The 17,166-nt window shown below is 75.8% G+C and carries 15 protein-coding genes and 1 pseudogene; 10 read left to right on the top strand and 6 right to left on the bottom strand.

Features of this window, described 5'->3' with window-relative positions; translation table 11 throughout:
- Nucleotides 1-68: 68 nt before the first annotated feature.
- The 6 genes from ACIPXB_RS09435 (at nt 69) to ACIPXB_RS09460 (ending at nt 7,384) form a co-directional block, all read left to right on the top strand.
- Nucleotides 69-1,490 (top strand): SWIM zinc finger family protein, encoded by a 1,422-nt coding sequence (locus tag ACIPXB_RS09435; protein ID WP_401446722.1) that lies wholly within the window; start codon nt 69-71, stop codon nt 1,488-1,490.
- Nucleotides 1,487-4,171 (top strand): DUF6493 family protein, encoded by a 2,685-nt coding sequence (locus ACIPXB_RS09440; RefSeq protein ID WP_401446724.1) that lies wholly within the window; start codon nt 1,487-1,489, stop codon nt 4,169-4,171. The genes ACIPXB_RS09435 and ACIPXB_RS09440 overlap by 4 nt, the downstream gene beginning before the upstream one ends.
- 293 nt (nt 4,172-4,464) lie before the next feature.
- Nucleotides 4,465-5,697 (top strand): S8 family peptidase, encoded by a 1,233-nt coding sequence (locus ACIPXB_RS09445; RefSeq protein WP_401446726.1) that lies wholly within the window; start codon nt 4,465-4,467, stop codon nt 5,695-5,697.
- A gap of 388 nt (nt 5,698-6,085) precedes the next feature.
- On the top strand, nt 6,086-6,322 hold the full coding sequence (locus tag ACIPXB_RS09450; protein ID WP_401446729.1) for a hypothetical protein: 237 nt from the start codon (nt 6,086-6,088) through the stop codon (nt 6,320-6,322).
- Entirely contained in the window at nt 6,322-6,627 is a 306-nt protein-coding gene (locus ACIPXB_RS09455) for a hypothetical protein (RefSeq protein WP_401446732.1), read from the top strand. The genes ACIPXB_RS09450 and ACIPXB_RS09455 overlap by 1 nt, the downstream gene beginning before the upstream one ends.
- A 64-nt stretch (nt 6,628-6,691) precedes the next feature.
- Complete coding sequence (locus ACIPXB_RS09460) at nt 6,692-7,384, top strand: hypothetical protein (protein ID WP_401446735.1); 693 nt, start codon at nt 6,692-6,694, stop codon at nt 7,382-7,384.
- Here the strand turns inward: ACIPXB_RS09460 and ACIPXB_RS09465 are convergent.
- Genes ACIPXB_RS09465 through ACIPXB_RS09475 form a run of 3 tightly spaced genes read right to left on the bottom strand, consistent with a single transcriptional unit; the run spans nt 7,359 to nt 11,373 of the window.
- Nucleotides 7,359-9,257 carry a GMC family oxidoreductase N-terminal domain-containing protein gene (locus ACIPXB_RS09465; RefSeq protein WP_401446738.1) on the bottom strand — a complete coding sequence of 633 codons (1,899 nt, stop codon included), beginning with the start codon at nt 9,255-9,257 and terminating at the stop codon, nt 7,359-7,361. The two genes, ACIPXB_RS09460 and ACIPXB_RS09465, sit on opposite strands and share 26 nt — an antisense overlap.
- Nucleotides 9,254-10,690 carry a hypothetical protein gene (locus tag ACIPXB_RS09470; RefSeq protein ID WP_401446741.1) on the bottom strand — a complete coding sequence of 479 codons (1,437 nt, stop codon included), beginning with the start codon at nt 10,688-10,690 and terminating at the stop codon, nt 9,254-9,256. The genes ACIPXB_RS09465 and ACIPXB_RS09470 overlap by 4 nt, the downstream gene beginning before the upstream one ends.
- Nucleotides 10,687-11,373, bottom strand: a complete 687-nt coding sequence (locus ACIPXB_RS09475) for a FadR/GntR family transcriptional regulator (RefSeq protein WP_401446744.1) — start codon at nt 11,371-11,373, stop codon at nt 10,687-10,689. Before ACIPXB_RS09475 ends, ACIPXB_RS09470 begins: the two co-directional genes overlap by 4 nt.
- Nucleotides 11,374-11,521: 148 nt before the next feature.
- Here ACIPXB_RS09475 and ACIPXB_RS09480 point away from each other — a divergent pair, with 148 nt between their 5' ends.
- Together ACIPXB_RS09480 and ACIPXB_RS09485 are read left to right on the top strand one after the other, a co-directional pair.
- Nucleotides 11,522-11,884, top strand: a complete 363-nt coding sequence (locus ACIPXB_RS09480) for a DUF1304 domain-containing protein (RefSeq protein ID WP_401446746.1) — start codon at nt 11,522-11,524, stop codon at nt 11,882-11,884.
- Nucleotides 11,881-12,489, top strand: a pseudogene (locus tag ACIPXB_RS09485) (TetR/AcrR family transcriptional regulator); the annotation flags it as partial. The gene ACIPXB_RS09480 and the pseudogene ACIPXB_RS09485, both read left to right, overlap by 4 nt.
- A 58-nt stretch (nt 12,490-12,547) precedes the next feature.
- Here the strand turns inward: ACIPXB_RS09485 and ACIPXB_RS09490 are convergent.
- Complete coding sequence (locus ACIPXB_RS09490; protein ID WP_401446748.1) at nt 12,548-13,798, bottom strand: serine hydrolase domain-containing protein; 1,251 nt, start codon at nt 13,796-13,798, stop codon at nt 12,548-12,550.
- Nucleotides 13,799-14,000: 202 nt separating this feature from the next.
- On the opposite strand from ACIPXB_RS09490, the gene ACIPXB_RS09495 reads away from it, so the two are divergent.
- Both ACIPXB_RS09495 and ACIPXB_RS09500 read left to right on the top strand, forming a co-directional pair.
- Nucleotides 14,001-15,326, top strand: a complete 1,326-nt coding sequence (locus ACIPXB_RS09495; RefSeq protein WP_401446751.1) for a pyroglutamyl peptidase — start codon at nt 14,001-14,003, stop codon at nt 15,324-15,326.
- Between the two features lie 119 nt (nt 15,327-15,445).
- Nucleotides 15,446-15,859, top strand: coding sequence for a rodlin (locus ACIPXB_RS09500; RefSeq protein ID WP_401446752.1), 414 nt, complete (start codon nt 15,446-15,448; stop codon nt 15,857-15,859).
- 134 nt (nt 15,860-15,993) lie between these two features.
- Here the strand turns inward: ACIPXB_RS09500 and ACIPXB_RS09505 are convergent, their stop codons facing one another.
- Together ACIPXB_RS09505 and ACIPXB_RS09510 are read right to left on the bottom strand one after the other, a co-directional pair.
- Nucleotides 15,994-16,629 (bottom strand): hypothetical protein, encoded by a 636-nt coding sequence (locus tag ACIPXB_RS09505; RefSeq protein WP_401446754.1) that lies wholly within the window; start codon nt 16,627-16,629, stop codon nt 15,994-15,996.
- 42 nt (nt 16,630-16,671) lie between these two features.
- Complete coding sequence (locus tag ACIPXB_RS09510; RefSeq protein WP_401446756.1) at nt 16,672-17,121, bottom strand: helix-turn-helix domain-containing protein; 450 nt, start codon at nt 17,119-17,121, stop codon at nt 16,672-16,674.
- Nucleotides 17,122-17,166 lie beyond the last annotated feature (45 nt).

A 17,166-nucleotide genomic window follows, 5' to 3' on the forward strand; every position in this document is an offset into this window, starting at 1 on the left:
GCACGCCGGCAGGCCACGCACCGCCGTACCAGGGGCCGTTGTCAGTGCCGGGACCTAGCGTCCTGCCCATGACGCGATCCGTACAGGCGTTGGCCTACGCACGCCCTTCCACACTCACCCCCGGCGGGGGCGGACAGCTCCTCGGGCTCGAGACCGCCGGGGGCACGACGCCCGTCGGCGCCGAACCGCATCCGCGGTTCTTCGCCGGCTTCCTGACGTACCCCCAGGCCGCCGCGCGCGGCCTGCTCGCCGTCGCCGACGTGGCCGCCACCCGCTACTACCAGCGCTCCCTGCGCGCCTCGCTGGACCCGGTGGTGACCGGCAACGGCGACCGCCTGCGGTTCGAGTCGTTCTCCGGATGCTGCGGGGTGTACGCCCGCCTCGACGTGCTCCAGGACGGGCTGGACGGCGCCGACACCGGGCACGGCACCACCAACGTCGACGTCAACAGCCCCCTGCGCGAGGCCCTGTCCCGGCTCTCCGGCGACGAGCCGCTGCACCTGCGCGTCGGCCCCGACGAGATGGCCGTGACCACCCTGGACGGACCCGTCGTCGAGAAGAAGGTGCCGCTGCCCGACCGCTGGCTGCGCGGCTTCGCCGAATCCCAGGTGATATCGGCCGGCTTCGACCTGCGGGCCGAGCTGCCGGCCGCCGAGGCCGTCCGGTTCCTGCGCGCCCTGCCGCGCACCGGCTCCGGCGCGGCGGGCCGCGGCGCCCTGTGGGCCGTCCCCGCCGGCCGGACCCTGCGGCCCACCACCCGGCCCGTGCCCGGCGCGGTGTGCCTGCCCGGCCCCGAGCGGCTGGCCGCATTCCACCGGGTGCTGCGGCACGCCACCGGCCTGCGCGTCTACGCCCCGAACGCCGCGAGCGGCGGTGGCGCGGGCGGCCGGCCCGACGGGCTGCCGACCGCCGGCGCGTGGGAGGTCACCCTGCCCGGGATGCGGCTCACGCTCACCCTCTCCCCGGACCCCGCCCGCGGCTTCTCCGGCGAGGGCGGCGTCCTGGAGGCGCTCGCCACCGACGAGGCCGCCGCCGACGCCGACCTGATCTCCGTCCTGCTCGCCTGGGAACCGCGGATCGACCCCGCCGACCTCGCCGAACAGTCCGGGCTGCCCGTCACCCGGGTCCGTGCGGCCCTGGCCCGGCTGGGCACCGCCGGCCGCGTCGGATACGACATCGCCGACGCCGCCTACTACCACCGCGAGCTGCCCTACGACGCGGAGCGCGCCGAGCGGCACAACCCGCGGCTCGTCGCGGCCCGCGCGCTGCTCGCCGCCGGCGCCGTGCGCCCGGACGGCCGCGGAACCGGCTCGACCACGCACGTCGTCTCCGGTGACCGGACGTACCAGGTCCGCGAGTCGGCGGGCGGCGTCCTCAGCTGCACCTGCCAGTGGTGGGCCGACTACCGGGGCCGGCGCGGCCCCTGCAAGCACGCGCTCGCCGCCCGCATGGCCGGGCGCGCCGCGATCACCTCCGGAGGGGTGCGATGAACGCCGTCCTGGACGCGGTCCGTGCGGGCCGCTGCGACCTGATCCCCGGGCTGATCGAGCCCCTGGACACCCCCGCGCGGCGGGCGCTGCTCGGCGAACTCACCGCGCTGCGCCGCGAGATCCGCGGCTGGGACTGGACCCGCTGGGCCGAGGCCGACCTGATCCGCGGGGGCCTGCTCCTGGCCGGTGCCGGCTGCCACACCGGAGCCGCGGCCGCCGCCCACTGGATGGGCGCCCGCGACCTGCGCGCCGGCGGGCGCTCGCTGTACACCGACGCCCTGCTGCCCCTGCTCGCCGACCGCGATCCCGTCTGGCTCGGCGACCTCGCCCACCGCCTCGCCGCCCGCGCCGCCACCGCCGAGGCCGACTTCGCGCTGATCCGGGAGCTCGTCCTGCTCGCGGGCTGCCCCGCCCCCACCACCGACGCCTTCGTCCACGGCTGGGCGCAGTCCCTGCTCCCCACCGGGCGCCCCGGCGCCGCGCGTTCGCTCGCCCGCGCCCTGCGCGAGGACCCGCACGTGACGGAGCTGCTGCCGCGGCTGTTCGAGACGGCGGAACCCGCCGCCGCCCTCTCCTGGTACGCCGACCCGCAGGCCCCCGGCCACTGGCCGTACGAGCTGACCCGGCTCGCCGAGGAGGGCCTCGTCGAGCGGCGGGTCCTGATCGACGGCTGCACCTCCCGGCTGCTGCGCGGCGGCCGCCCGACCCGGCTGCGGTTCTACCTGCTGCTCCTGCAGCGGCTCGACCTGACCCCGGCCGAGGAGAGGGAACGGACCGCCGACTGGATCGCGCTGACCGCCGACGGGCCCTCGACGGTGGCCGGACACGCCCAGCAGATCCTGGCCCGGCTGGCCGCGTCGGGCGACCTCACCGTCGCGCAGCTCGCCGACATGTCCGGGGCGGCGCTCTTCCGCCCGGAGAAGAAGCTGGTGCGCGCCCAGCTGACCCTGCTGGGCAAGGTGCTGCGGCGCGAACCGGCCGCCCGCGCCGACCTGCTGCCGGTGGTGGCCACCGTCTTCGGCCACGAGGACACGGCCCTCCAGGAACGCGCGCTGAAACTGGCCGCCACCCACCTGGACCCGGCCGACGCCGCGCTCCGGGAGGAACTGGCCGGCTGCGCCGAACTGCTGAGCCCGGTCCACCGGGTCCGCGCCGCCGAGCTCTTCGGCGCCCAGGCCGACGCGGCGGAGCCGGGGCCGTACGAGGAGACGCTGCCGCCCGCCCCGGCGCGCCGCCGGCAGGGCCCCGGCCCCGACACGGTCGCCGAGACCGTCGAGCTCGTGTCCGCGCTGATCAGGACGCAGGACCCGACGGTCACCGAGTTCGAGCGGGCCCTCGACGCCCTGGTCCGGCACGGTCACCGGGACCGGGCGGCCCTGGCCGCGGCCCTCGGCCCGGCGCTCGCCGACCGCTGGTGGCACGCGCCCGTCCGGGCCGGCGAGTGGCCGCCGTCCCCGCAGCGGCTGTACGGCCTGGAGGTCGTGGCCGCCGCCGTACTGGGCCGCGTCCGTGCGCAGGACCTGGTCCCCGCTCGCCGCCGCGGCAACCCGCACCGGCCGGACTGCGTGCACTCCGCGCTGGAGGAGGTCGTCACCGCCCGGCTGCGCGAGGCCGCGCACCGGCTGCTGACGGAGCCGCTGCCGTACCTCCTCGCCACGCCCACCTGGGAGACGGGCACCCTGGAGCCGGACGAACTGGTGGCCCGCCTCGCCGGGTACGGGCGGGCCGGCGCCGAGCCCGCGCCCGCGGACTTCGCGCAGGCCCTGCTGCGGGTACGCCGCGACCCGTCGGCCGCCGGGGCGGCGGCCGCCCTCGGGACGCACGAGGGCGAGCGGCTGGCCGCCTGGCTCACCACCACGGCCGGCGAGCCGGCGTCCGCGCACCGCCGGGTGCGGGAACCGGCCCCGCGGCGCGCTCCCACCCACTGGTGGAACCTCACGGGCGCGGACACCCGCCACCTCGTCGTCGACACGGGCGAACGGCCCACGCTCCAGCGGGAGTTCCCCGCCGTGTTCCGCACACTGGGGCGCCCGCACGACGGCGACACCGGCTGCTACCACTGGAACGGCCACAGCGCGCTGTCGCGGGGGGTGCTCCCCGAGGACCGCGAGACGCAGGCGGCGTGGCTGCTGAAGGCGGTGACCTCGTGCGCCACGGACGACGAGCGCGGCGCGGCGGCGCCGCTGCCGCAGCTGGCCGAACTCGGCGGCGCGGCGGGGCCGGTGCTGCACCTGGTGGTGGCCACCGGCCTCGGCGCGCGGCACGCCGAGGACCGGCTGGCGGCGGTCGACGCCCTGCTGCACCTGGCGGCGCGGGGCGAACTCGACGCGGGGCGGGTGGGCCGGGACGTGGCGGAGCTCCTCTCCCTGGGCACCGTGAAGCCGAACCGCCTCGCCGACGCGGCGCGTACGGCGGCGGCCACCGGGGCGTACGCCACGACGTGGACGGTGCTGGCGCAGGCCCTCCCGGCGCTGCTGGACGCGCCGACGGGAGCGCCCAGGGGCACGGGGGAGGTGCTGGCGGTGGCGGCCGACTGCGCCGAACGCGCCGCTCCGGCGGGGCCGGTCCCGGCCGGCCTGGCCGCGGCCGCGGCCCGCGCGGGCACGTCCCAGCTGACCACCCAGTCCCGCCGCCTCCTCGCGGCCCTGCCGCCCCAACTCCCCCCGGCGGCCGCGTCGTAACCCACCCGGCGCGGCCCCGGCCCCCCGGCGTCCGGATCACCGGCGGGGCCGGGGCCGCGTCATCTCCCGGGCGTCGCCCCCGGCCCCCGCGTCGGGGTCGCCGGCGGGGCCGGGGCGTCCCCGGTGGGAAAGGGCGCCGGCGAACGAGGCGTACCCCCGCCCAGGGGGATCGGAGCGGTCCGACGCGCGACGGGGCCCGTACCGCACTCTTGTGCGGGCGCGGCACGCCCGGCACCTTGGCGCGCGTACGGCCAACCCCACACACGGTCGACGAAGGTCGAGGTGCACCACGGATGAGAGCCTTACGCCTGTTACCCGCTGCCCTGTTGTCCGCCGCCCTGCTCACCGCGGGCCTGCTGATCGCACCCGTGCCCGCCACGCACACCGCCGCCGCGGCGGACACGCCCGACGCGACCGGCGCGTCCCACGGCTGGGTCGTGGTGCTCAAGGACGGCCGGGCGGGGGCGGCCCCCGCCGACCCCCACGTCCTCGCACGGGAACTGGTCCGCCGTCAGGCCGCAGCCGACGTCGGCCACGTCTACCGCTCCGCCCTGCGCGGGTTCTCCGCCCGGATGACGTCCGACCAGGCCCGGCGGCTCGCCGCCGATCCGCGGGTCGCGTCCGTCCACCCGGACGTGACCGTGACCGTGCCCGCGGCCGGGGCGGCCGGGGCCGACGCCACCCAACCCGGCGCGCCCTGGGGGCTGGACCGGATCGACCAGCGCCGGCTGCCGCTGTCGACCACGTACACCTACCGCACCACGGCCGCCGGCGTGCACGTCTACGTCATCGACACCGGACTGCGCACCACGCACGCCGAGTTCGGCGGCCGCGCCTCCGTCGGCGTCGACACCGTCGGCGACGGCCGGAACGGCAACGACTGCAACGGCCACGGCACCCACGTCGGCGGTGTCGCGGCCGGGAAGACGTACGGCGTGGCCAAGGAGGCCCGGCTGGTCGCCGTACGGGTCCTGAACTGCCAGGGCGCGGGAACCATCGCCGGCGTGATCGCGGGCATCGACTGGGTGACGGCCAACGCCGTCAAACCGGCCGTCGCCAACATGAGCCTGGGCGGCTCCGCCAGCGCCGCTCTCGACGCCGCCGTACGCAACTCCATCGCCTCCGGCGTGACCTACACCGCCTCCGCCGGCAGCTCCGCCCAGCCCGGCGGCGCCTGCACCACCTCGCCCGCCCGTGTCCCGGAGGTCATCAGCGTCGGCGCGACCGACCGTACCGACCGCAAGGCCGCCTCCTCGAACTACGGCAACTGCGTCGCCCTGTTCGCCCCCGGCGTCGCCATCCCCTCGGCCTGGCACACCGGCGACACCGCGACCGCCACCCTCAGCGGCACCTCGATGGCCACCGCCCACACCACCGGGGCCGCCGCCCTCCACCTGGCCTTCCGCCCGGCGGACAGCCCGGCCCAGGTCAAGGCGGCCCTCGTCACGAACGCCACGACCGGCGTGCTCCAGGGCACCCCGCCGCCGGTCCCGAACAAGCTGCTGTACACCCTCTACCTGCCGTAACGGCCCGCAGCGGGGTCCGGCAGGATGGGACCCCATGACGACTGCTGGGTGGAGAACCGTGACGAACTGCTCGGGCGGGCGGGGCTGGAGCAGGCCGACGACCGGCCGGTCCCCGATGTCCTGCCGCCCGGCAGCGCACTGAGGCTCGTCCAGGAGGCGTCCGCCACGGACCCGGCGTCCGCGACGGACCCGGCGTCCGCGACGGACCCGGCGTCCGCGACGGACCCGGCGTCCGCCACGGACCCGGCAGCCGGCGTGGACGCCGACCCCGGTCCCGACCCCGCCGGCATCAACGCACAAGGGCACCGGCTCGCCCTCGCCCACGGCCTCATCGGCAGGGACGGCACCTTCCTGATCGACCTCGCCGAGCTTCGGCACGATCAGCGCGGTGGCCGGCGTGATCGTGCTGCTCGCGAGGTGGCCGCTCGGGCAACGTCCCACGCTCGGCACCTTCGCCGACATCGTCGTCCTCGCGTGCGCCTCCGGCCTCGGCCTGGCCTTGATCCCCGAGGACCTGGGGCTGCCGGCACGCATCGGCCTGCTGACGGCCGGCGTTGCGCTGAACGGACTGTCCATCGCCGTCCACGTCGGGGCCCGCCTGGGACCGGGGCCCGCGACGGCCTGATGACGGGGGCGGCCGCGCTGACGGGCGGGTCCCTGAGGCTGATCCGTACCGGGCTGGAGATCTCGGTCCTCGCCGCCGGCTGGGCCCTCGGCGGCACCGTGGGGATCGGCACCGTCCTGTACGCGGTCCTCGTCGGCCCCGCCACCCAGCTCTTCCTTCCCGCATGCGCCTTCCGGGCCCCCGACCACTGCGCGCACCCTCCCTCGACCTCGGGTTCGGCGAGGACGCCGCGTCGCGCCTCGCGCGCGTGCCGGCGCGGCGGCTCACCTCTCCCGCTCCTGCCCCGGCCCGTGGATGATGGGTGAACCCGGTGGACCGCGGCCGCCCGACCCGGGCGGCGCCGTCCCCGTCGACCCCGGGAGGGTGCGCGTGGAGCTGTTCCTCACCGTCGTGAGCGGGCTGGCCTGGACGATCGTGTACGTCGAGGCGATCCGCGTCGGCCTCGCGCAGCGGACCTACGCGATGCCGGTCGCCGCGCTCGCGCTCAACTTCGCCTGGGAGTCGATCTACTCCGTCCGCGAGCTGAGCCAGGGACTCTCCGCGCAGGGAGCCGTCAACGTGGTCTGGGCGCTGGCCGACGTCGTCATCATCCACACCTTCCTGCGGCACGGCCGCGCGGAGTTCCCCGCGTTCGTCACCCGGGCCCGGTTCGCGGTCGGCAGCGCGGTGCTGTTCGGCTCCGCGTACGCCGTCCAGCTGCTCTTCCTGGCCCACTTCGGCGGACACGACGCCGTGCGCTACTCCGCCTTCCTGCAGAACCTCCTCATGTCCGGGCTGTTCATCGCCATGCTGCTGGCCCGCCGCGGGCCGCGCGGCCAGAGCCTGACCATCGCCGTCGCCAAATGGCTCGGCACCCTCGCCCCCACGCTGCTGTTCGGCGTCATGGAGGGGTCCGGCTTCATCCTGGGACTCGGCATCCTGTGCAGTGTGTTCGACCTCGCCTACATCGCCGCCCTGCTCGCCCTGCGCCGCAACCCCGACGCCCTGACCTCGCCGGCCTCACCGACCTCCGTGACGTCCCACCCCGTCGGTACCGTCAGCGCGACGCCGCGTCCGTCGTGACGGCCAGGGCCGCCGCCATGATGCTCAGCTGCGGGTTCACCTCCGGACAGCCGGGCAGCAGCGACCCGTCCGCCACCAGCACCCCCCGCACCCCGCGCAGCCACCCCCGCTCGTCGGCCGGGAACCGCCGCGGATCCGCGCCGCCCGCCACCGTGCCCGTCGGGTGGTACGCCGACAGGTGCAGGTCGCGCGCGGTCGTCCGGCCCAGTACGTCGTCCAGCTCGCGCGGGGAACGGGCGCGCGGCGCCCGCGCGATGCCGGTCAGCACCTCCTGCGCACCCGCGGCGAACAGCACCCGCCCCATCGCCCGTACGGCGCCCAGCAGCCGCCCGGCGTCCCGGTCGTCGAGGTCGTAGCGGATCAGCGTGCGCCCGCGTCCCAGCACCCGGCCCGAGGGCCGGTCGGCGATCATCGCCCCCAGCGTGGCCAGGTGCCCGGCCCCCTCCAGTTCGGCCCGCAGCTCCCGGCCCAGGCCCGGCAGGACGAAACTGCCCATGCCCGGCGGCGTGGCGGTGGCCTCCAGCAGGATCCCCCGGTCGTGCAGCTCCTCCACCCCGACGCTCTGCAGCACGCCCTCCCAGGCCGTCACCTCCCGCGTGAACCGCCCGGCCACGCTGGTCGCCGGATGCACGCTGAGGTTGCGCCCCAGCCGCGGATGGCCGCCCAGCCCCGAGCGCCGCAGCAGCGACGGCGACTGCAGGGCCCCGGCCGCGACCACGACCAGCGGGCCGAGGACCTCCAGCTCGCTGCTGTCCGCCCGGCGCACCCGAACCCCGGCGGCCGCCGCACCGCCCGGCCGGTCCGGGTCCACCAGGATGCGCGAGACCCGGGCGCCGGTCACGATCCGGGCGCCCGCAGCGCACGCGTCGGGGAGCACCGACAGCTGCACGCTCTGCTTGGCCCCGGTCGGACAGCCCACCACGCACTGGCAGGAACCCTTGCAGCCCGGCGCGTTGCGGCGCAGCGGCGCGGCCCGCCAGCCCAGTTCCCGGGCCCCGGCCAGGGCCAGCAGCCCGTTGTTGCCGAGCACGTCCAGCGGCTGGGTGGCCACCCGCAGGGTGCGCTCCACCTCGTCCAGGTGCTCCGCGAAGCCGTCGGTGAACGCACAGCCGTACGTGGCGCGCCAGCGCTCCAGCACATGGTCCGGAGTCCGGTAGCAGGTACCGGAGTTGACGACGGTGGTCCCGCCGACGGCCCGCCCCGTGGGCAGCAGCAGCGGCGGCCGGCCCAGTGCGACGGTGCCGCCGCCGCCCCGGTAGAGCGCGCCGAACCGGTCCAGGGGGGTGTGACGGCCGAAGGAGGCCGTGGTGTGGTGGTGGCCCTCCTCCAGCACCACCACGCGCAGGCCGGCCCGGGCCAGGGTGCGCGCCGCGACGGCGCCGCCCGCGCCGGAGCCGATCACGATCGCGTCGGCGCGGCTGCGGGTGGGCCACTCGGTGGCGGGGACGCAGTCCAGCGGGGGATCGGGCGGCGCGAGCGGCGCCCGTACGGCCCCCGGCCGGTCCAGCATCCGCTCGGTACCCGCGGCCAGCAGGACCGGGACCTTCAGCAGGTCCAGCAGCGGCGCCAGCCGCGGCCGGGCACCGAAGGCCGTCATCACGTCCTCCCGCTCCGCGGGCGCCAGCCCCGCGAGCGGCCGGCCGGTCCGGGCGAGCGCGTACCCGTCCACGGCCAGGGCCGCGGCCCGTACGCCGGCCCGCGCGGGCGTCGGCAGCGTGCGCAGGACGGCGTCCAGCCGGGCTGGTACGCGCGCCGGCCACCGCGCGTCGTCCGGATCACGGGGGCCGCCGGGCCGGCCGTGGCCGCCGGCATCACCGGGGTCACCGGGGTCGGCCAGCAGGGCGGCGACCAGCGGCGCGAGGGAGGTGGTCATCGGTTGCCCACCTCCGCGTGCGCCGTGCCGTGCAGGGTCCAGCTCGCCTCCGGCCGCCAGCGGCCCCACCATCGCTCGTACTCCACGACCGCGTCCGCCCGTTCGCTGTTGCGGCACACCGCGGGGGAGCCGTCGGGGTCGGCGTAGTCGAGCGCGAGGGTGCGCTCGGCGGGCAGGGTGATCCGGACCCGGATCCGCCGCAGGCCGGCGCGGCCGGTCACCGTCCAGACGGGCACGCCCAGTTCGGCGCGGAAGCGGCCCGCCCCCGCCCAGCCGACGGCGGCGCGCTCGGCCCGGTGCGGCCAGGTCCGGCCCCGGTGGCGCAGCCGCAGGAAGACCAGGGGCGGCAGCGCCCGCAGCCCGGGCCGGGTGGAGACGGCGGCGACCACCTCCAGGACGTCACCGCCGCCGAGGTCCGCGTGCAGCCACCCCCAGCGGCGGGCGTTGCCGTGCCCGTAGATCCGGGCGGAGGCGCCGGGCGCCGCGCTCAGCTCCAGGGTGCCGCCCGGGTGGTGGAGCGTGCCGTCGTAGCGTGCGCGGGCGGCCGGCAGCATCTGCGCCGCGGGCAGCAGCGGGTGCCGCCAGGCCCAGCGCGGGAACGTGAACAGCGGGCCGTCCTCGGCGCGTTCGGCCAGGTCCCAGGAGAACCCGGCCGCGGCCCCGGTCAGCCGGCCGGGCCGGACGGTCACGTCCCCGGCGGCGAAGCCGTCGGCGTCGGGACCGGGCCGCCAGGGCCCGGGACCGAACCGGGCGTGGGTGACCGGGCCGTCGGCGGGGAAGTGGGCCACCCAGCCGTGCGCGAAGGGTGCGGCCCCGTCGGCGGGGGAGACCAGCTCGTGGTGGAGCCAGATCCCGCTGCCGGTGGCGGGGTCGGTGGCGGTCGTGTACCAGACCTCGGTACGGCCCGGCTCGCCCGCCCAGCGCGGCGCGAGGGCGCCGGTGGTGTCCTCCGCCCGCGGGTCCCGGACCGGGCCCCGGCCCCGCTCTCCGTGCCGGGGGAAGCGGAAGCTCGCCAGGAACGGCAGGAGCTGGGTGGTGAGGGGGAATCGGAGGGTGCCGGAGCCGACCGGGGCGGCGTCCCCGCCGTACAGGGTGAAGGGCAGGACGGTCATCGAGCGCAGTGGCCGCAGCGGGTCGACCGACTTCCAGCCGTCGAGGGCCACGGGCCGTCCCGCGGCCGTGAAGGCGAGCCGGTAGCGGATCCGGCGCCGGGCCAGCGGTGAGATCTCCAACGTGCCCGCGGCGTGCGGGTCGTCGGCCCACCCCCGTACGCGCACCCGGCCCGTCAGCGTGGCCTCGGTGGAGCCGGCCGGGCGCAGCGGGCGGTCGGCGGCCGCGCGCAGGTCCAGGCGCAGGGGGCGGGCCCGGTCCTCGCCGTCGAGGTGGAGCGTGCCGAGCATGGTCTCCCGGAACCGCGTACCGCGCGCGCTCACGCGAGCCCCTCCCGCATGATCCATTCGGTGGCGGTCAGATAGGCGTCGGCGGCGGCGTGCGCGGCGGCCCGGTCGCCCGCGCGGACGGCCTCGACGACCGGGGCGAGCCGGGCGTGGGCGGCCTCCGGGTCGGCGAACGGTCCCACGAGCGCGGCGCGTACGGGCAGGTAGGCGTTGAAGAGGGTGTTGGTCAGCAGGACGTAGACCCGGTTGCCGGTGGCGCGGGCCAGGGCGCGGTGCACCTCGGCATCGGCGAGCTGTACGGCGTCCCCGCCCTCCGACTCCCGTACGCGGGCGAGGAGTTCGGCGAGCGCGGTCCGGTCCTTCGCCGTGGCCCGGGCGGCGGCCCGCTCCGCGATCAACGCGCCGATGCTGCGCCGTACTTCGAAGATCTCGCCGATCCAGTCGGGGCTGTGCCGCACCAGCATGGGCAGCAGATCGGCGCCCCCGAGCCGCGCGAAGTCCCGCACCCGGGTGCCGACCCCGTGCCGGGTCTCCAGCAGACCGGCCTGGACCAGCCGACCGAAGGCGTGCTTGAGGGTGGTGCGGGTGACGCCGTAGCCGTCGGCGAGCTCCCGCTCGGGCGGCAGCAGGGTCCCGGCGGGGTGGCGGCCCGCGAGGATGTCCTCGCGCAGCCGGCCCTCCAGGACGTCGACGATGGTCTCGCGGGGCAGCGTCTCCACAGGATCCCTCTCAGGTGACCGATGGCTCAGTGGCTCAGTGGCTCAGCCACTCAACCAATCTTGTCCGGGACCCGTCAATGCGTGGGGGGAGTTTCTGGACAGCTGTCCATGTATTCTGTACACCCGTCCAAAAAATCGGAGAGTGCACATGGAGATCGTCGCGATCGTGCTCGTCGCCCTGGTGGCGCTGCTGCACTGCTATTTCCTGGTCCTGGAGATGTTCCTGTGGGAGCGGGCCCCGGGGCGCGCCCTGTCCGGGTTCGACGCCGACCTGGCCCGCGCGACCGCCCCGCTGGCCGCCAACCAGGGGCTCTACAACGGCTTCCTCGCCGCCGGCCTGGTCTGGGGTCTGATAGCTGCCGATCCCACCGGGTACCGCGTGCAGGTCTTCTTCCTGGTCTGCGTCGTGGTGGCCGGTGTGTACGGCGGCCTCACGGCCAACCGCCGGATCCTGCCGGCCCAGGCGCTGCCCGCCGCGCTCGCCCTGGCAGCCGTCCTGGTGACCGGGTGAGCCCCCGCCCGCCCGGCGACCCCCGGACCCTGCGGACCCGGGCCCGGCTGCACGAGGCGCTGCTGGCCGAGTGCGCGCAGCGGCCGCTGCGGGAGATCACCGTCAGCATGCTGGTGCGCCGGGCGGGCGTCGCGCGGGCCACGTTCTACCTGCACTACACCGACGTCCAGGACCTGGCCGTGGACACGTGCGCCGGCATCGTGCGCGAGGCGGTGGACGCCCTGCACGCCTGGCGCGGCATCCCCGATCCGGCCGCCCCGCCGCCCGCCCTGACCGCCTTCTTCGAGGGCGCGGCCACCCACGCCGACCTGTACCGGACCCTGCTGCACCCCGGTGGCGGCGGGCCGCTCGGCGACACCCTGCACCGGGAACTGCGCGCACGGAGCCTGGCCGAACGCACCGCCGCCGGCGGGTCCGCCCCCGACCTGATCGCCTCCGCCGTCGCGGCCACCTTCACCGGCGTACTGGCGGACTGGAGCCACGGCCTGATCGGCGGCACGCCGGACACGCCGGACACGCCGGGTACGTCGGGTGCGCCGGGCACCCCGGCCGAGCCGGGCGCCGTGGCACGGGACGTGTGGCGGCTGCTGATCGTCCTGCACCGCCACGGTGCCGGGCCGGGGTCCGCGCCCGGCACCGGGCAGGCCGGTCCCGCCCCGGCGGTCAGGACTTGGGTGTCGGGGTCGGCGACGGCAGGTTGTACACGTGATTCGGGCTCACGATCTGCGTGACGGCCTGTCCGAAGAGGGTGCTCGGCTCGACCCCGTCGTGCAGGATGTCCGTGTTCAGGAGCACGACCAACGTGGCCCGCGCCGACGGGTAGTAGAGCGTCAGCGTCTCGTATCCGGGCAGCGAACCGTTGTGCCCGATCCAGCCCTGGACGTTGAAGATACCGAGCCCGTAGCCGGCGCCGGCGATGCCGGTCGGCGGGGTCTTCAGGCGCTCGGCCTGCGTCTGCGGGGTCAGCAGGGTGCCGGTGGCCAGGGTGCGGGCCCAGCTGCGCAGGTCCTCCAGGTCGGAGATCATGGCGCCGGCCGCCCAGCCCCAGGACGGGTTCCAGTCCGTGGAGTTCTCGACCTTCCCCGTGGCGGTCTGGTTCGTGTAGCCCTGTGCGTGCGGCTCGGGGAACTCCGCACCGGTCGGGAAGAGGGTGTGCGACAGCCCGGCGCGCTGGACGACGTCCTTCCCGATGACCTCGTGGAGGGGCCGGCCGGTGACCTTCTCGATCACGAGGCCGAGCAGGATGAGGTTGGTGTTGCTGTAGTTGAACTTCTCACCCGGCGCGAACAGCACGGGGTGCTTGAAGGAGTAGCCCAGCAGCTCCTGCGGGGTGAACGGGCGCCGCGGATCCGACGTCAGTGCCTTGAAGAAGCCCTCGTCCATCGAGTAGTTGAACAGCCCGCTGCGCATGCCCGCCAGCTGGCGCAGCGTGATCTCGTCGCCGTTGGGGACCCCGCTGACGTACTTGCCGATCGGGTCGTCCAGTCCCACCTTGTGCTGGTCGACCAGTTCGAGCAGGGCGGTGACGGTGAAGGTCTTGGTCTCGCTGCCGATGCGGATGTTCAGATTGTCGGTCATCGGCTGCCCCGTCGCCTTGTCGGCGACGCCGAAGCTGCGTACGTAGGTGCCCTTGCCCGGTATCCAGATCCCGACCGTCACACCGGGCACGTTCGCCTCGCCCATCACCTTGCGGATGGCGTCGTCCAGCTGCCGGGCGATGGCGGGCGTGAGCCGCGGGAAGTCGGTCCCGGTGGACGGTGTCGCCGTCGCGACAGGGCCCGTGGTGCCGTTCGGGCCCGTGCCGGTCGCGCCGCCGTCCCCGTAGGCCGCGCCCGCCGACACCGGTACGGCAAGGAGGCCGCAGGCCGCGGCCGCCACCGCTGCCCTGCGCCACCGACGCTGCGTACCCCTCATGGCGGGGCCTCCCGTCGCCTCGTGACAAGACTCCGGAACCAGCGTAGGCCCGCACCCCGCACCCCGCACGGCGCCGTCCGACGCCTCACCGGCCCGCGCCCGCTCCCGTTCACGCGGCCGCTCGCGCCCGCCGCTGTCGGCCCGGCGGAAGGCCTGAACGCGTTCTGGTGGGGACTCGCGACGCTATGTAACGTCACATCCCATGATGATCTTACGGCGCGCGGCATCCGCCGCGGCCCTCCTCGCCCTGGTCCTCCCTCTCGTCGCGACGTCCCCGGCCCACGCCGGTTCCGGTGCGGGCGCCGGTGCCGGCGCGGCCGGCGCCGGCTGCCGCACCCGGCCCTCCGTACCGCTGGACGCGGAGCAGGCGCGCCTGGCGGACCCCCGCACCGCCGCCCTGACCGAACGGGGCGGGTTCGGTGACTTCGTACGCCGCTTCCCGGCCGCGCTGTGCGGCGCCCGCGACGCGGCCGAGGCGGCGCACCTCGTCACCGACTGGGGCGAGTCGCTGTGGTCGGCCGCCGTCCGCCGGGCCCAGGGGCAGCGGCCCGGGGGCGACCTCCCGGCCGGGGACGACCGGCCGCTGTACTGGGCCCGGCTCGCGATGACCACGCAACTCGCCCGCTGGGAGCCCCGGTTCGGCGTCGACCGGCAGGCCCTGCGCGCCCGCTTCGAGGACGCCTCCCGGGGGCTGGTGGACAACGACTTCGGCACCCGGCCGGACGTACGGCGCGTGTTCATCAGCGGCTTCGACCCCTTCGGGCTGGACGCCGAGCTGCGCCGGGCCAACCCCTCAGGATCCGCCGCCCTCCAGCTCAACGGCCGCCGGGTCACCCTCGCCGACGGCAGCCGCGCCGAGATCCGGGCGGTCGTCCTGCCGGTCCGCTACGGGGACTTCGACGCCGGCATCGTGGAACGCGCCTTCGCGCCCCGCATGCAGGGGCATGGCCAGGACCAGAGCCGGGGCCGGGGCGCGGCGGACGTCATCACCACCGTCAGCCAGGGCTACCCGGGCAGGTTCACCCTGGAGGCGTGGGCGGGCCGGTCCCGTTCGGCCGACCCCTACCCCGACAACACCGGCGCCCTGTCGGGGGGTACGCGTGAACGTCCCGTGACCGCGCCGGGCCTGGCCCCGGGGCCCGAGTTCATCCGTACGACGCTCCCGGCCGACGCCGTGACCGCCGCCGTGCAGACGCCGTACCCGGTGCTCCTGAACACCGCCGTCACCGAGATCCCCGCAGGCGCCACCGCTCCGGTGGACCGGGCGGACGGCCCGACCCCGGGTGCGCGGGCCGTGGCGGGCGGGGGCGGCGGATACCTGTCGAACGAAGTGGCGTACCGGTCCAACCTGCTCCGGGGCGAACTCGCCCCGCACCTGCCCGGCGGTCATCTGCACACCCCGGTGCTGACCGGCCTGCCCGCGGATCAGCAGCAGCTGACCGGGCCCGAGTTCGAGCGGAACGAGAGCGCGATCACGGCCGAGGTGCTGGCGGTGCTCGTCCACGCGGCCGTCCGTCGGGCGCCCTGACCGCCACCCTCACGGGCTGCTCCACAGGGCTGTTGGAGTGAACCGGCGGAACCGGGCGGGGGCCGGGCAGTTGGTCAGGGAGCCCATTCGGGGTTCTCAGGCGACTAAAAGGATCAACGATGCTCAAGAAGATCATGGCGACCGCTGCTGCCACTGCCGCTGTGGTGGGCGCCGGGGCCGCTATGGCCGCGCCGGCGATGGCCATCGGCAACGACAACGGGGTCAACACCGTCAACGGCAACGGCGCGCAGCAGATCTACGGCAACCAGAAGACCGCCGGCGCCATGAGCCCCCAGGCCAGCCTGATCCAGGGCTCCGCCAACAAGCCGTGCATCGGTCTGCCGGTGAAGGTCAACGCGCAGTCGCTGCTCGCGCTCATCGCCAACGTCGGTGTCCAGGACGTCAACGTCCTGTCCAACCCGATGAACCAGCAGTGCGTCGAGAACTCCACCCAGGCCAAGGGCGACGAGTCCCTCTCGCACATCCTGGACAACATCCCGGTGCTGTCGGGCAACCTCTCCGCGAACAGCTGACCCTCGCGCCGCGCCGCGGCCCGGGACTCCTGCCACCTGCGCGCGTGTCCAGGGGGCCCGGGACCGCTCACGCACCGGCCGGAGCCGACGGTCCGTCGGCTCCGGCCGGTGCGCGTTGCCGGCGGGGGACGGCTTCAGCCCTTGCGGGCTCCGTTCCCGTTCCTGTTTCCGGCACCGTTTCCCGCCCCCGCCCCCGCCCCCGCCCCCGCCCCGGCGCCGAAGGCGTGGGCGAGCCGTTCGAGGACGTGTCCCACGTGCCCGGCCGGGCGGTCCCCGCCGCACCGGTGCGGCCGTGCCGCCGCCCGCTGGTGGATCAGGGTGGCCATGAGTTCGGCCTGGCGCTCCTGCAGCTCGGTGTAGTCGGTACGGCCGCGGGCGAGCAGCCTGCGCACCATCGCCGGGTCGAGCCCGGGGAAGAGGCCGGCCACTCCCGCACTCCAGGAGCCGCCGCCCTGGCCGCCGGCCACGGTGCCGTGGTCCAGGAGCAGGTGCGCGATCTCGTGCAGGATGATGTGCTTCTGATGCAGCGGGCTCGTCGACGACTCGTAGAAGATGTGGTCGGCGCTGCCGAGGCCGATCCACAGCCCGCACACCCCGGCGGTCGTCCCCGCCTGCGGGGGGAGCGGGGAGAGCACCATCGGCCTGCCGCGCTGTTGCTCGATCGCCTCGCGCAGGGTGTCGATGGTCAGCGGCCGGGCCGGGGAGAGCGGCAGACCGTCGAGGATGGCCGAGCACCGGGCGCTGAACTCCGCCCAGGATGCGTCATCCATCGCGAACCCTGCCTCCCTGCACCGGCGATCGACCGGGGCATTCTAACCGTGTGACTCCCCGGTTCCACCCGGCCCGCGGGGCGCCCGGCCGATCTTCTCCACCAGCCCGCGGACGACGTCCAGGCCTTGGGCGGAGAGCGTGGCGACGGCGGCGGCCCGCAGGGCGACGGCCCGGACGTCATTGCAGCGCATCGCGGAGATCAGGGCGAGTTGAGCCATCGTCTGGTCGGCTACGGCATCGTCGACGAAGTAACCGACGGGCACCCCGAAGAAGTCGGCCAGTGCCCGCAGCGTCCCGAGCGTCGGGTTCGGGGCCTTGCCGTTCATCAGCATGGACAGGCGGCCCACGGACAGGGAGGTACCGCCGGGCTCCTCGACGGACTTGATGCCGTCCACCACTTCCTGGAGGGTGTGACGCCGCCCGAGTGGCTGCACGTGCGTGAAGAGGTACTCCAGTCGGTCGGCAAGCCGCTGTCCTTCGGTCTCGCTCACGGCTCGCGCACCTTTCGCCTCTTCCCGATTCGCCCCGGTCACAAG

This window comes from Streptomyces sp. NPDC090022 (assembly GCF_044748145.1).
GTDB lineage: Bacteria > Actinomycetota > Actinomycetes > Streptomycetales > Streptomycetaceae > Streptomyces.